At 60.6% G+C, this 15,057-nt stretch carries 8 protein-coding genes and 3 pseudogenes; 5 read left to right on the top strand and 6 right to left on the bottom strand.

Annotation, left to right across the window (positions count from 1 at the left end):
• The first annotated feature begins 173 nt into the window (after positions 1–173).
• The 3 genes from I6F33_RS25090 to I6F33_RS25080 all read left to right on the top strand — a co-directional run bounded on the left by I6F33_RS25090 (position 174) and on the right by I6F33_RS25080 (position 3,284).
• On the top strand, positions 174–716 hold the full coding sequence (locus tag I6F33_RS25090) for a tripartite tricarboxylate transporter TctB family protein (protein ID WP_225136984.1): 543 nt from the start codon (positions 174–176) through the stop codon (positions 714–716).
• Positions 717–731: 15 nt separating this feature from the next.
• The gene (locus I6F33_RS25085; RefSeq protein ID WP_225144440.1) at positions 732–2,258 is read left to right on the top strand and encodes a tripartite tricarboxylate transporter permease; all 1,527 of its coding nucleotides are present in this window, start codon (positions 732–734) and stop codon (positions 2,256–2,258) included.
• Positions 2,259–2,411: 153 nt separating this feature from the next.
• The gene (locus I6F33_RS25080) at positions 2,412–3,284 is read left to right on the top strand and encodes an outer membrane protein (RefSeq protein ID WP_225144439.1); all 873 of its coding nucleotides are present in this window, start codon (positions 2,412–2,414) and stop codon (positions 3,282–3,284) included.
• Between the two features lie 65 nt (positions 3,285–3,349).
• On the opposite strand, the gene I6F33_RS25075 is transcribed toward I6F33_RS25080, so the two are convergent.
• From I6F33_RS25075 to I6F33_RS25055, 5 genes and pseudogenes are all read right to left on the bottom strand, one after another.
• Positions 3,350–4,543 (bottom strand): CaiB/BaiF CoA-transferase family protein, encoded by a 1,194-nt coding sequence (locus I6F33_RS25075; protein WP_225144438.1) that lies wholly within the window; start codon positions 4,541–4,543, stop codon positions 3,350–3,352.
• 706 nt (positions 4,544–5,249) lie between these two features.
• Positions 5,250–5,480: pseudogene (locus tag I6F33_RS25070) on the bottom strand (CoA transferase); the annotation flags it as partial.
• Positions 5,481–6,385: 905 nt separating this feature from the next.
• A pseudogene (locus I6F33_RS25065) lies at positions 6,386–6,813 on the bottom strand (CoA transferase); the annotation flags it as partial.
• A 136-nt stretch (positions 6,814–6,949) separates the two neighbouring features.
• A complete protein-coding gene (locus tag I6F33_RS25060; protein ID WP_225144437.1) occupies positions 6,950–7,411 on the bottom strand; it encodes a hypothetical protein in 462 nt (153 codons plus the stop codon).
• Between the two features lie 1,063 nt (positions 7,412–8,474).
• Positions 8,475–8,960, bottom strand: coding sequence for a hypothetical protein (locus I6F33_RS25055; protein WP_225144436.1), 486 nt, complete (start codon positions 8,958–8,960; stop codon positions 8,475–8,477).
• A gap of 1,716 nt (positions 8,961–10,676) precedes the next feature.
• On the opposite strand from I6F33_RS25055, the gene I6F33_RS25045 reads away from it, so the two are divergent.
• Positions 10,677–13,028 carry a M10 family metallopeptidase C-terminal domain-containing protein gene (locus I6F33_RS25045; RefSeq protein ID WP_225144434.1) on the top strand — a complete coding sequence of 784 codons (2,352 nt, stop codon included), beginning with the start codon at positions 10,677–10,679 and terminating at the stop codon, positions 13,026–13,028.
• Between the two features lie 299 nt (positions 13,029–13,327).
• Positions 13,328–14,102, top strand: a pseudogene (gene rfbF / locus I6F33_RS25040) (glucose-1-phosphate cytidylyltransferase).
• A 129-nt stretch (positions 14,103–14,231) separates the two neighbouring features.
• Here rfbF and I6F33_RS25035 read toward each other — a convergent pair.
• Positions 14,232–15,056, bottom strand: coding sequence for a glycosyltransferase family 2 protein (locus tag I6F33_RS25035; RefSeq protein WP_225144433.1), 825 nt, complete (start codon positions 15,054–15,056; stop codon positions 14,232–14,234).
• Position 15,057: the final 1 nt, after the last annotated feature.

Raw genomic sequence — 15,057 nt, 5'->3', positions numbered from 1 at the left:
AGGGTGAGGGGCTCTCTCCACGAGTTGAGCTCGCAGAGAGAGCCTCTCACCCGGCGCTTTGCCATAGCCGAAGCTTCGCTTCGGCGTTCTAGAAAACGGCCGCGGATCCGGCCTCTGCCTCTCCCCGTCAGCACGGGGAGAGATGCACAATCCCCAGCCTCGCATCTGAGCCCATGTCCCAAACCGATATCGAAATCGTCGTCGAGGATCCTACCGCGCCCGAAGACGATTCCCCTTCCGTCGTCTCTTCCGGCACGATCGAGATCGTCGTCTGCCTGCTGCTGCTCGCGCTCGCGGTCACGCTCGGCTACGACAATTGGCGCACCGGCGCGTCCTGGGATGCGACCGGGCCGGAGCCCGGCTATTTCCCGTTCTATCTGTCCGTCATACTCGCCGGCGGCAGCCTCTACGGTCTGATCGCCGCGCTGCTGGCGCGGCGCGTCTCGCCCGGAACCTTCATCGCGCGCGCGCAAGGCCGCCGCGTGCTGGCGGTGTTCGTGCCGACGCTGCTGTTCTGCCTGGCGACGCAGTTCCTTGGCCTCTATGTCGCGAGCTTTCTCCTGATCGCGGGCTTCATGCGGCTGGTTGGCCGGATCGCGTTGTGGAAGTCGCTGCTCACCGCGTTCGCGTTCACGGCGATCATGTTCGTCACCTTCGATGTCGCCTTCGACGTCATCATGCCGAAGGGGCCGCTCGAAGCGGCCCTCGGCCGCTAAGCGGAGCCGCGCGCGATGGAAGCTCTCGGTCTCCTGCTCCACGGCTTTGCCGTCCTGCTGACGTGGAAGACGCTCGTGCTGATGATGGTCGGGCTGGTGCTCGGCATCTTCGTCGGCGTGCTGCCCGGGCTCGGCGGCCCCAACGGCGTTGCGATCCTGTTGCCGCTGACCTTCACGATGGACCCGACCTCGGCCATCGTGATGCTGTCCTGCATCTATTGGGGCGCGTTGTTCGGTGGTGCCATCACCTCGATCCTGTTCAACATCCCGGGCGAAGCCTGGTCGGTCGCGACCACTTTCGACGGCTATCCGATGGCGCAGCAGGGCAGGGCGGCGGAGGCGCTGACTGCGGCGTTCACCTCCTCCTTCGTCGGCTCGCTGGTCGCGGTGCTCCTGATCACCTTCCTCGCGCCGATGATCTCGTCCTTTGCGCTGAAGTTCGGCCCGCCCGAGTTCTTTGCGGTGTATCTCCTCACCTTCTGCTCCTTCGTCGGCCTCGGGCGCGAAGCCAAGCACAAGACCGTCATCTCGATGTCGCTGGGCCTGCTGCTGGCCGGCATCGGCATGGATACGGTGTCCGGCAGTCTGCGCATGACCTTCGGCTCGCCGGAGCTCTTGCGCGGCATCAACTTCCTGGTCGCCGTCATCGGCCTGTTCGGCATCAGCGAGATCCTGCTGACGATGGAGGAGCGCCTTGCGCTGCGCGGGCATGCGGCTAGCATCTCGCTGCGCGTCGTGCTCGGCGTCTGGAAGGATCTGCCGAAATACTGGGTGACGCTGCTGCGCTCCTCTTTCATCGGTTGCTGGCTCGGCATCACCCCGGGCGGTGCGATCGCGGCCTCCTTCATGGGCTACAATCTGGCAAAACGTTTCGCCAAGGAGCCCGAGAGTTTTGGCAAGGGCCGCATCGAGGGCGTGTTCGCGCCGGAGACGGCGGCGCATGCCTCCGGCACCTCGGCGCTGCTGCCGATGCTGGCGCTCGGCATTCCCGGCTCGGGCACGGCCGCGATCCTGCTCGGCGGGCTGATGGTGTGGGGTCTCAATCCGGGGCCGCTGCTGTTCGTCGAGCACAAGGATTTCGTCTGGGGCCTGATCGCCTCGATGTATCTCGGCAACGTCGTCGGCCTCGTGCTGGTGCTGACGACGGTGCCGATCTTCGCCTCGATCCTGCGCGTACCGTTCGCGGCGGTGGCGCCGATGATCGTGGTGTCCTGCGCGATCGGCGCCTATGCCATCCAGAACGCGATGTTCGACATCTGGCTGATGCTGGGCTTCGGCGTGGTCGGTTACGTCTTCAAGAAGATCGGCATTCCGCTGGCGCCGTTCACCCTGGCGCTCGTGCTCGGCAACCGTGCCGAGGATGCCTTCCGCCTTTCGATGATCGGCTCAGGCGGCACCCTGAAGGTGTTCTGGTCGAACGGCCTGGTCGGCTCGATCACGACCCTGGCGATTCTGCTGCTGTTCTGGCCGGTGATCGACGGCCTGCTCGGCCGTATTGGCCCGAAGGCCGCGGGGGAAAACGGCGGCGCAACGAAAAGTTGAATTCTATCAGCGCCTTGGTTTTAATGTGTCGTCACCGTCCGGTCGCTGACGCCTTGTGATTGTTTCCAGATGTTGCTGCTGCGCGACAGACTGGGCCGGACTTGGCGCTTATCCTTCCCGTAGATTTCTTAACTTTCTGATGGGGGCATTGCAATGAAGCAGGTTGTAATGGGAATTGTGGCTGCTTCGCTGGTCGCGAGCAGCGCACTGGCCGCTGATCTGGCTTCGAAGCCCTACGTGAAGGCCCCAGCCGTCGTCGATCCGGTCTGGAGTTGGACGGGCTTCTACGCCGGATTGAACGCCGGATACAGTTGGGGCAGGGCGGAGACCACGGTGGCGCCGATCGCATTGCCATTCCCGACCATCCAGTTCGGCTCGTTCGGCCAGAATGTCGACGGTTGGCTGGCCGGCGGACAGCTGGGCTATAATTGGCAGGTCGATCCGAAATGGGTCGTCGGCCTCGAGGGCGACATTCAGTGGTCCGGTGAGCGGTCGTCGCGGACGGTGACCACGACCAGCGCGCGCTATGGCTCGAATATCATCGGTCTTCCAATCGGCACCGACTTCAACTCCATTGCGACGCTCACCGCAAACCTGTCCTACGATCTGCAGTGGTTCGCAACCTTCCGCGGCCGCGTCGGCATCCTGTCGGATCCGCAGACCCTCTGGTACGCGACTGGCGGTCTTGCCGTCGGCGAGTTCAAATATTCGTCTGCGACCACCCTTGGCATCCAGGTTTTCGGACCGGGTCTGGGCGGCACGACGCCGCTCGGCGGGTTCGCCTTTCCGATCGGGCCGGGGGCGAGCAGCACCGATACCAGGGTCGGCTGGACGGTTGGCGCCGGCGTTGAACGTAAGTTCACCCGCAACTGGTCGGCCAAGCTCGAATATGTCTACATGGATTTCGGCAGCAAGACCTACTTTGCGGGAACCGCCAACCAGGCGGATGTGAGCTTCCACGACCATGTGCTGCGCGCCGGCTTCAACTATGCGTTCGCCCCAACGCCCGTCGTTGCGAAGTACTGAGCTGCCACCGCGAACTGCCTTCGATGCCCGGCAATCTCGCCGGGCATTGTCGTTTCCGGGATCGCTCACACCACCTTGGCGTCCCGGAGCTTCGCAATCTCGTCTGCCCCGAACCCGAACTCCTTCAGCACTTCATCGGTCTGCTCGCCGAATTCCGGCGGCCGCGCCACCATCCTGCTCGGCGTGCGCGACAGCGTCACGGGCTGGCCCACCAGGCGGATATGCCGGCCTTCATCGTTCGGCACGTCCTTCGCAATGCCGAGATGCTTGACCTGCGCGTCCTCGAACATCTGGTCGATGGCGTAGATCGGCCCGCAGGGCACGCCGGCCTCGTTGAGCTCCCGGACCCAGGTCTCGGTCGACTTCGTCACAGTACGCTTCTCGATCTCGGCGTTGAGCGCATCGCGATTCTTCGAGCGGGCGGGAGCCGTTGCATAGTCGGGATGGCTGTAGAGCTCCGGCGCGCCGATCGCCTGCGCGCAGCGCTCCCAGATCCGCCCGCCCGTGGTGGCGATGTTGATGTAGCCGTCGGAAGTCTTGAACACGCCGGTCGGAATGCTGGTCGGATGGTTGTTGCCGGCCTGCTTGGCGACCTCCTTCTCCATCAGCCAGCGCGCGGCCTGGAAGTCGAGCATGAAGATCTGGGCCTGCAGCAGCGAGGTCTGCACCCACTGGCCTTTGCCCGAGACCTCGCGCTCGAGCAGGGCGGTGAGGATACCCATCGCGCAAAACAGGCCGGCACTGAGGTCGGCGACGGGAATGCCGACCCGCATCGGGCCTTCGCCCGGCGCGCCGGTGATCGACATCAGCCCGCCCATGCCTTGCGCTATCTGATCGAAGCCCGGCCGCTTGTGGTAGGGGCCGTCCTGGCCGAAGCCGGAGATGCTGCCATAGACGATGCGCGGGTTGATCGCGGCGAGGCTGTCGTAGTCAATGCCGAGCTTCTTCTTCACGTCGGGTCGGAAATTCTCGACCAGGACGTCGGCCTTGGCGGCGAGGCGCTTGAACACCGCGAGCCCGCGCTCGTCCTTCAGGTTCAGCGTCATCGCCCGCTTGTTGCGATGCAAATTCTGAAAGTCGGAACCGCGCCGCGGCCCGCCAGGCTGCTCGCCGCCGGCATCCTCGGTCAGCGCATCGACCTTGACGACGTTGGCACCCCAGTCGGCGAGCTGTCGCACGCAGGTCGGCCCGGAGCGGACCCGGGTCAGATCGAGCACGGTGAAGCGCGACAGGGCTTCCGAGGCATGCGGGAAGGACATCGTGAAAGGCTCCGGGACAGATTGCGGGCCTACCATATTGGCTGACAGAGGAGCGGCAAAGCCCCTCGGGGCGTTGGTTCGCTCTGAAAACGCGAAGGGACGTCGCTGCAGCGTCGACGATTGTCGATCACGGGATGCTAGGGTGCCTTGACTTCGCGGGTCCGATGCGCTTGCTCCCGAACAAAGACGCGGCCGGGTCAGAACAACTTTGACCGTCTACTCTAGTCGCACCTATCGCTGTGCAAACGACTTGGTAGCGGGAGCCTGCTGATCGGGCGAGCAGGCTCCTACAACCGCATACAGCGAGCCAGCGCGGCAGGGTGTCATCTGGAAATCGGACACGATCCCGAAGGCGAGGGTAGCCAGGGCCAAAGCAGAGACGACGCCGATCCAGTTCATTCTACGAGAATACTTCAAGTTGTCCGCCAAACCAAGCCGCGCTAGGTGCCACCCGGTTGGTCAGTGAATAAGGCCGCGTCTGTGGATCAGGGCAGGGCCACCACTTTAAGAACGAACAACGGGTTGCTCGTGGAAAGGGGGCTCCCGAAGCCGATACCACATACCAACCCGTGTTGGATCGTACCGAGCAATGGCGATTGACTACACTTTGCGCAGCCGCTGTGCCAGTTTGACCCGGACCCCCTTTAGTTGGGATCAACCATGGCGCGAAAATCTTCGGGTGATTTACGCACGCCCGGCCGTAGAGCTAGAGTGTCTTAGATGACTTGAGGCTTGCAATCTCCTCGACGAAAGCCAGTCTCTTCAAGCACCTCTTCCGCTGCTCGCCGAATTCCGGCGGCCACGCCACCATCCGCTAGGCGTACGCGAGAGCTACAAGGGCTGGTTCCGGATATGCCGGCCTTCATCCTTCGGACACCTCCTCAGCGATGCCAAGATGCTTGACCTGCGCGTCCTCGAACATCTGGTCGATCGCGTATCAGCTTCTGTATCTATTCCGCGCGGGATAGTCCGAGCGACGAATAGGATGAAGTGACCGAACGAAGCCAAGCGTTGGCGTACCTCCGCGGGGGCGCAGCTGCCAGTCTAAATTGGCCGGAGTCCTAGAGGGCGATTTCGCGTTGACTCTCCCGGCGCAAGGGCACAAGAATCTTGAATAAGTCTGGTTTGACTCCATTTGGTCGCCTTGGAACTTCGGAAAACCTGCAACCAAATGGGCAAGGCGTTCGGAGCGTTCTGACGAATCCTAAGGGAGCCTGCGCTGATAGGAGCCAGCGAGCGTTCCCTTACTCGTCCGCCCACCAACGATAGAGCACGTGTAGACTGAGCAAACGATGAGAGAAGAGCGTCTTCGGCATCTGGTCTTCAATTGTCTATTTAGTTTCGTAGACCGATGGAAAGTTAGGCGGTTGCCGCTTGTGTGCCCAAAATGTTTTGAGCAAGCCTCGAGAGCGACCTTCGCGAGAGGACGACGGATAGTGGCAGAAAGAGACCTTCATTGCGATGCGTGCGGTGCCAGCAGCGATATCGCAGGATGGCGTTTTGCGGCGGAGTACAAAAGAAGGGGAGAGCGACCTCCATCTCTGTCTGCAAACTGATCTAATTTGCATAGCTTCCAAGTAGAGCCAACCGAACCCGACATTCAGTGCGTCATAAGATTGATGCGTGAGCCGGGTTCTCGATATGGTCGGGCATTCGAACTCTAATCTTCTATTCTTCGTGGTAGGGATTGTCCGTCTAGCTGTTGGAGAATCCTCCCTACTGCCAGACTCACGCCTATCACATAGATCCAGCCCGGCACAAAATCGAACAGATGTGAATTAAATAAATAACTAGCAATGCTTTTCCGAGCTCGCCTTGGATTTCGCTTCAATTATGAGACATTCAGACTACACGAGCTTCTGTCAAGCTTGCGATCTCGTCCGTGCCGAACCCGAACCCCTCCAGCACCTCGTCGATCTGCTCGCCGAATTCCGTCGGTCGCGCCACCATCCTGTTCGGCGTGCGCGACAGTGTTACGGGCTGACCGACCAGGCGGATACGCCGCCCCTCGTCGTTCGGCACGTCCTGGGCAATGCCGAGATGCCTGACCTGCGCGTCCTCGAACATCTGGTCGATGGCGTAGATCGGCCCGCAGGGCACGCCGGCCTCATTGAACTCGCGGACCCAGGTCTCGGTCGACTCATCACGGTGCGCTTTTCGATCTCGGCGATGAGGGCGTCGCGGTTCTTCGAGCGGGCAGGGGCCGTCGCGTAGTCGGGATGGGCGTACAGCTCCGGTGCGCCGCGCGCAGCCCTCCCATATCCTCCGGTGGAGACGGACGCTGTCGTCAACAAGCGGGTGCCGGTCTGGATGGGCAAGTAGCCCTGCTGGCTCGAGAGAGCGTAACACCGGGCGAAGGCCTTTACATGCATTCTTCGCGCCGACATCATCCCGGGGTGCTACACCCTATGTTTCACGAGCTTCGTGGTAACCGGCAGCCTCATCAAGGAGGCGCATCATATTCGAAAGTTCAAGTTGCTTGGCGACAATTCCGGCGCGGTTGGCAATTGTGCTTTGAGAGGCCTTTAGAACTCCGGCATCTCGGGCGCGCGCAAAGACATCGCAGACCTTTCGGAGGAAGTTTGGCGTGTAACCGAATGCTCTGATGCCCTGCATAGTGCGGAAGTTGATCTGGCCGGCTATCGTAACGAGATCTTCACCGATAAAAGGCTTCAAATTCTCGACGGTCAAGAAACCAGGGAGATTGGCGCCGTTCCGATAATATTGACGCCCTTTGGGGGGCCGGATGCGACCCAGCCCAATCATAAGGCCACGGTGAGTAATTACGCGCTGCCCGTCATCGAGGACGGCAACTTCGATCTCGATGTCCCCAAATCGAAGTGAACCCTGATGCGTCGCCCGCGGCAAGTGTCTCGCCCAACGGGCCTGGACGGCCTTCCTAGCAATTTCCCGTCGCTCGTCGCCTGAGAGCGCGGCTGCCCTTGCAATGCCGCCTGCGGCACGTGCGGGAACCCCCCAGTGCACCTTCGACCGCGTTCTCCGCCGCTCGGGGTCGTGATCTAAACTGACTTTTCTACGCGTACTCATAATTCAGGAATATGGTGAGATCAGAAAATTGCAAGCGCGGCGAGCAAGCAGAAATGAACTTGGTCAACGCTCTGCACGCAGCAACGTTACGCTGCGAGTAACGTCGGATCATTTAGGACGGTTTTGACTCGTGCGGGTGAAGAGCAATGCCAGACAGCTGTGCAGAAGGCTCTAAGCATCGAATCCCTACATCGAATTTGGGGAACCGGCCGAAACGTTGCCAAGAGGGCTTGGGCGACGCAGAGTGCCTGGTAGATATCCCGCTCTTGGTAGAGCTTCGGACCAAATAGGCTTCCAAACAATCCGCCCCAAAAGCTATGTTTGTGAGATCGGACAAGGACACCCTTCTTGCCGACGGAGATCCAACAAGCGTCTCCGCTCTCTAGTATGATCGTCGCGTCGTGGCCAAATTTCTCATTGACGTCGAGCAGGCGCGGCATCACGTCATGCTTCCCTCATTCAGGATTGCGCTTGATCGAAGCGGTCGGGACAAAAGCGATTGCGTCCGATAGGGACGGATGATTGCCCTCTTCGGCCCAGGAGGCTGACCATATGCTCACAGCTCCGATGCGCAAAGCTTACCGACCAAGTTGCAATGAGGATCATGTCCGCTTCAGTTTCGGCGAATTAGCCGGCACATATTCGCTGAGGTTATCTCCAAATTTCATTCCAATTCAAGAACATAGGTGGACACGCCTGAACCATGAATCAAGGCCGCGATAGCGCCGGCAGTCCCGGTGGTACGGCTCGCCGGCTGGGGAGCCGGCTAGTTTGGTCGAGATCGTGCTGGGCGGCTGCCGCACGGCACTTTGGAGAAATAGCGGATACTGCAAGCCGCTCCATAGGACGAACCGAATACGCCGGCGGAGTCCTGTGCGATAGATCAATGGATGCTTCTCGCGAGTACAGCAACCACCCCGGCGAATGCGAGCTGTGAACCCACGCCAAATATTCCCGTCAATGCCCGCTTAGAGTGTATCCACCAATGAAAGCGTTGGAGAACGTGCACTGGGCCACGCGGGTAGAGCGTGTGAACGAATTGCAACGCGTCTGGCAACATCGCGGTGAACGCGCCGATTGCAATCGCCCAGATCGATGTTTCCGTCGCGAACAACCAGAGCGCAAGGCCAAATCCGGCGCAGGTATCGATTCCGATGATTGCGAAATCCGTCAGCGTCGCGCTACTGAAGGAGAGGCGGCGATTGTCGGCACCTTTGCCAAGACTTATCGAGCGAAGTGGATAGTCCCAGTGCGGAATTGCATCAATTGCAAAATGGCTTGCGAACCCCGCGATCGCCGCGGCTGCCGGGTGCAATGGGACCAGGCTGGCAATCGCTCCGCCGACGATCGCGTGCGTGCTCAAGATCATGTTTTCTGTCTATTGCGAGGATGATGGGTGTGGGGAGCCACAGTTTCATGGGACGGATGTTTTCCCGAAGTTGCTGCGACGGGAAGAAGTGACGCGAGATCGTCGTTCTCTCATTCTGTCGGAGATACTATCGAGGAGGATTGCAACGAAGAGGCAGGCGACGATCATCCAGCCGCTAAAAACGGCCAGAAACCAATTTTGGATCATCTTCAACCATGTCCTCGTTTGGCGCTCAGCCTTCAAAAGCAGCGAGAGCTTGACTCGTCAAGTCGAACGGCTGTTGAAGAAACGATATCAGGATTGTACGAGCGGCGGTAGATTGTCAGGTTTCTCGGAACTCGGCGTCCCCAAGGCTTTCGCTTTTCATTCCGACCAGCCGAAATCCTTCGGTACCTCGTCTGCCGGCGCAAGTCCAGGAAGCTGCCGCCAAGCTCGACGCACCGTGCACTCTCATGATAGTTTTGAGCTACCGACTCAGGCAAAGTGCTTTGTAATGAGGGTGGCTTCATTTCGAGCGACCGGATTGCTCCCCGCCTACGGGCGGCGATTGGTGGTGGGTATGGCTGCCCTCGCGGCAAGCCTCCTTACTTCATCGTGTGTCGGCTCCGACAAAGCCTCTTCGGGCCTAAGAGTTACGACTGGTGCTCCTTGGGCGCGCGATCTCAACGAGCCGCCGCCTAGTCGACCGCCCGTGCGTAGACCTGACTAGCTGATCTCGCACGGCAATGCGATAGGCCCGATCGTTTTCACCCTTTGATTTTCGGATGATGTTCTTCTCCTTAGATCGTTGCGCTTGTGCGTGTTGTCCGGAAACCCAAGCGCTGCTAGGTGCTACCCGGTTGGTCAGAATGAGGTCGCGTCTGTCGACCAGGGCAGGAATACGACTTCCAGAACGGACAGCGGGTTGCTCATGGAAAGGGAAGTCCCGAAGCTGATACATAAACCAATTCGTATCGGATCGTACCGAGAAATGGCGATTGATTTCACTTTGCGCGGCCGCTGCGGCAGTTCTCCAACAAGCTACTTGATTTAGCCCGGACTTCCCCTTAGTCGGAATCAACCAGCGCGAATACTCTTCGGTTGATTCACGCACGCCCGATCTTAGAGCTAGAGTGTCTTAAGTGTCTTGAGTCGCCTTCAGGTTGCGACCTGTCGACGACAAGGCAGTCTCTCCCAGCACCCCATTTGCTGCTTGCCGCATTCGGGGCGGTGTCTGCGAGATCAGCGCGACAGGCGCTTCAATTCGGCGCGCGCCCGAGCGGCAAGGGGATCATCGCCATGGCGCGCAATGAAGAGCTCAAGGGCCTCCCGCGTTCCCTTCCGGCGGGCAGCTTCATATTCCTCGGCCACCGCAGCGGCAGGATCTCGTGCCATCGGCATGGAGGGCGCACGCCCTGCCTTGCTGCTGTCGTCTGCTTTGGCCCTCTCCACCATCACAGCCAGTCCTCCGAGACGTTGATGGGACAGTCCGGCAAGCACAATCAAGGCGCCAAACAGGCCGGCCGGAAGTGTGCGTCGTTTCATGAAACCAAAATCATGGGTGTTCCGGGAACGGACCCTAGCTGGCGTTCCGTATGACTACGGGATTTAATGGCTAACACAGCCTTGTGGAGCAGCGCAAACGCCCCTGCCCCATTTAAACCAAACGTTTAACTCTCTAGCTAGAATCATGTGCCCCCGCGGCGAATCACACGACGCGCTGCTTTGGAGAGTCAATTGGCCACCGCTGTTTATGTCAGTGCCACCAACAACGCCGAGATCGACGGCCTGCTGTCCGGCGTCAGATGGTCGGGCACGATCACCTACAGCTTTCCTGACGCTCCGAGCGACTATTCGAATCCTTATTCCGGGGGCAGCGGCGAGCCGACCAGGTCGGGCTTTGCTTCGGCTCCCGTGCAGATCCAGACGGCGATCAACTACGCCATCGGATTGATCCTCAGCTACACCAACGCCAATATCCAGTACGCGGGCACCAACGGCGCCGACCTCATGATCGCGCAGTCGCCGGCCGCCAATCCGACCGCCTACGCCTACTATCCCAGCAATTATGCGTCCGGCGGCGACATCTGGTTCGGGACTCAATACAATTTCTCGCTCGCCAAGCTCGGCAATTACTACTTCACCACCGCGCTTCACGAGCTCGGCCATGCCCTCGGCCTCAAGCACAGCCACGAGGCCGAAGGGCCCGCCAACGTCGCGCTGCCGACCGCGCATGACAGCAGCGAATATACCGTCATGAGCTATCGCAGCTATGTCGGCGCTTCGACCACGGGCGGCTACACCAACGAAGCCTATGGATATTCACAGACCTACATGGCCAACGATATCCTCGCGCTCCAGACCATGTACGGTGCGGACTACACGAATCAAAGCAGCAACACCGTCTACACTTGGAATCCGACCACGGGGCAGGAGTTCATCAACGGGGTCGGGCAGCTCGCACCCGGCGGCGGCGTCGGCGGTTCGGCCAACCGCATCTACGAGACCATCTGGGACGGCGGCGGCGTCGATACCTACGACCTTTCGAACTACACGACGAACCTGAGCATAAACCTCAATCCGGGTGCCTCATCGGTGTTCTCCGCCGTGCAACTGGCCAATCTCGGCAACGGTCACTATGCGTCGGGCAACGTCTACAACGCCTATCTGTACAACGGGGACGCGCGCTCCTACATCGACAACGCCACAGGCGGATCCGGCAACGACACCATCGCAGGCAACGCCATCGCAAACGTGCTCAACGGCGGATCCGGCAACGACATGCTGGACGGCGCTGGCGGTAACGACACCATCGCGGGCGGCGCGGGGACCGATACGGCGGTCTATTCGGGCAACTTGGCGAACTACGCGATTGCGTACAACGCGGGCACCCAGACCTTCATCGTTGTCGACCAGCGCGCCGGCGCGCCGGACGGCACCGACACCTTGACCGGGATCGAGAATTTCCAGTTTGCCGATACCACGGCCCCGAGCGCCGCACTCGTGAGCCCGCCGGTCTCGATCGAAGCCGTGGGGGCGACGAGCCTGGTGCAGAGCGGCAGCAATTTTTACATGAACCCGGCGGCCGGCTTCGGACCTACGCTGAAATACGTCGGCTCGCCGGTGGTGGCCGGCCAGTTCGGCGCCTGGACGCCGATCGCCGCGGAGCAGACCTCGAGCGGTTACGAGGTGGCGTGGAAGTACTCGGGCAGCGATCAGTTCGCGATCTGGACGATCGACAGCAGCGGCAACTTCGCCACCAGCACCGGTCAGGTGTCAGGCACCAGCGCCACGCTGGAGCAAGCCGAGAGCCGCTTCCATCAGGACCTCAACGGCGATGGCGTCACCGGCATCCCCATGACCAGCATCGAAGCGTTCGGCAGCACGAGCCTAGTGCAGAGCGGCAGCAATTTTTACATGAATCCTATAGTCGGCGGCTCAGGACCTGCGCTGAAATACGTCGGCTCGCCGGTGGTGGCCGGCCAGTTCGGCGCCTGGACGCCGATCGCCGCGGAGCAGACCTCGAGCGGTTACGAGGTGGCGTGGAAGTACTCGGGCAGCGATCAGTTCGCGATCTGGACGATCGACAGCAGCGGCAACTTCGCCACCAGCACCGGTCAGATGTCAGACACCAGCGCCACGGTGGAGCAAGCCGAGAGCCGCTTCCATCAGGACCTCAACGGCGATGGCGTCACCGGCATCCCCACGACCAGCATCGAAGCGTTCGGCAGCACGAGCCTGGTGCAGAGCGGCAGCAATTTTAACATGAATCCTATAGCCGGCGGCTCAGGACCTGCGCTGAAATACGTCGGCTCGCCGGTGGTGGCCGGCCAGTTCGGCGCCTGGACGCCGATCGCCGCGGAGCAGACCTCGAGCGGTTACGAGGTGGCGTGGGAGTACTCGGGCAGCGATCAGTTCGCGATCTGGACGACCGACAGCAGCGGCAACTTCGCCACCAGCACCGGTCAGGTGTCAGGTACGAGCGCCACGCTGCTGCTGGCGGAGGCCCGGTTTCATCAGGATCTCAATGCCGACGGGACGATCGGGCCGGTTGCGTCTCACGCAATCGACTGGCATCTCCATGTTTGAACACTGAGCCCCATCGCATGGGACAGCAGCGACTGCCGCGATGACGGTGGAAGAGTGGCTGCGGCAGGTCATTCGGCCCTGAGCCCTCTGTTTCCCAAAGGCGAGGGACGGCTAGCCAACGCGGTGATATTCAGCGCCTCGCAGTTCACTTTCGTGTCGGCACGGTCGTCGACATGGACGTTCACGTAAGCTGCGTGACGCCAGGTGATGGCGGGTGCCAACCGAGTTTGATTGAACGGTCAAATGTGCCCGCATTCCAGTGTTAACCGTAGCCGACCCCAGACCGCAGCAGGCAGTCAATGAAAATCGTCATTCTCGCGGGAGGTCTCGGCACCCGAATCTCCGAAGAGACCAGCACGCGACCCAAGCCCATGGTCGAGATCGGCGGCCGACCGATCCTCTGGCACATCATGAAAATCTACAGCCGTCACGGCTTCAATGATTTCGTGATCTGCCTTGCTACAAGGGTTACACGATCAAGGGAGTATTTCGCGAACTACTTCCTGCACATGTCCGACGTGACGTTCCATCTTGCCGAGAACCGGATGGAGGTCCACCGCGAAACCGCCGAGCCCTGGCGGGTCACGCTGGTCGATACCGGCGATAACACTCAGACCGGCGGCAAGCCGAAGCGGATGCTGTCTAATGTCGCGGATGACCCCTTTTTTGCGTTGACCTATGGTGACGACGTCGCCGACATCGATCTCGTCGCCGAGATCGCCTTTCACAAGGCGCACGGGCGCTAGGCCACCGTCTCGCTGGCGCGGCCGGCCAAGCGGTTCGCGGCGATTGCGATCGAGGGCGATCGCGCCGTCAACTTCGAGGAGAAGTCAGGCGACGACGGCGGCTGGATCAACGCCGGATTCTTCTGTGCTGTCGCCGTCGGTCGGTGACCTGATCGCGAGCGACAGCATGATCTGGGAACGCGAGCCCATGGAGCAGCTCGCCCGCGGTGACGATTTGCGCGCGTATGTTCATCCCGGTTGACAACGAGTGACCGTTGATGCCGGCGTACGGGATCGCCGAACCTTGCATTTTGCAGCTGATCGGGCCGTGGCGCGGGGCCAATTTTGAAAGTCAAGCGAAGGCTCGGGTGTTTTCGCCTCGGCGCCCAAACGCAATGAGATTGCGATGAATCATCATCGCGCTTTAGGTTGTTGTTTGCAAGATCTTTTCGGAAAACCGCTGCGCACGGATCATGCTTTAATTCCGGCCAGCGCGCCGCCATAAGCCGCGCATGACGTATCCGATATCGCCGTGGGCAAGCATCCGGGCGAGGCGGCGCAACTGGGAGTAGGCGACGCTCAAGCCTGACGGTGCGCGTCCACCGCGAATTGCCAGGTTCTCCTTCGCAAAACGTTCGGCGAGGACACTCGTTTTCGATTGGCCATGATACCGGAGGCAGCCCCAATGCTCCCGAACGTGGACCGCGCGTCCAGACTTGAGGAGGCGCATGAACCAATCATAGTCGAACGAGCAATTGTACTGCTCATCGAGAGTTCCAACGCGCTCATGCAGGGCGCGGCGCCAGAATGCCGCCTGGTTCGCGAGCACCATGCCCTCTGCGAATAGGCTCTCGTAGGTTGGCTTGACATATCTGACATCACGGATCGGCGCGCCAGCTTCATCGACGAGGACGATATCGGCCAGAACGATGTCGGCATCGGGATAGCGTCGAGTGGCGACGGCAAAGGATTCGAAAGCTCCGGGCAAATAGAAATCGTCGGAATTTTGCCAGCCTACCCAGTCGCCGGTAGCGCGCTCGAACCCCTTGTTGAGAGCGTGCACTTGGCCGCGATCTTTCTCGCTAACCCAAAATGTCAAGCGGTCACTGTAGCTTTCGAGGATCTCGCGGGATCCATCTGTGGAGCCACCGTCGATGACGATGTATTCGAGTCCAGGATAATTCTGGTCAAGAACGCTGTCGAGCGTCTGGGACAGGAAGGGTGCTTGATTGAAGGACGGCGTGACGATCGACAGGGTCGGGAAGGAGGCGGTCGTCCCGCGGAAAGCTTGGTCATTCGTCATA

The sequence above is a fragment of the Bradyrhizobium sp. BRP20 genome (assembly GCF_020194215.1).
GTDB lineage: Bacteria > Pseudomonadota > Alphaproteobacteria > Rhizobiales > Xanthobacteraceae > Bradyrhizobium > Bradyrhizobium yuanmingense.
Note: the sequence above shows the minus strand (reverse complement) of the source record. Positions and strands in the feature narration are given on the sequence as shown.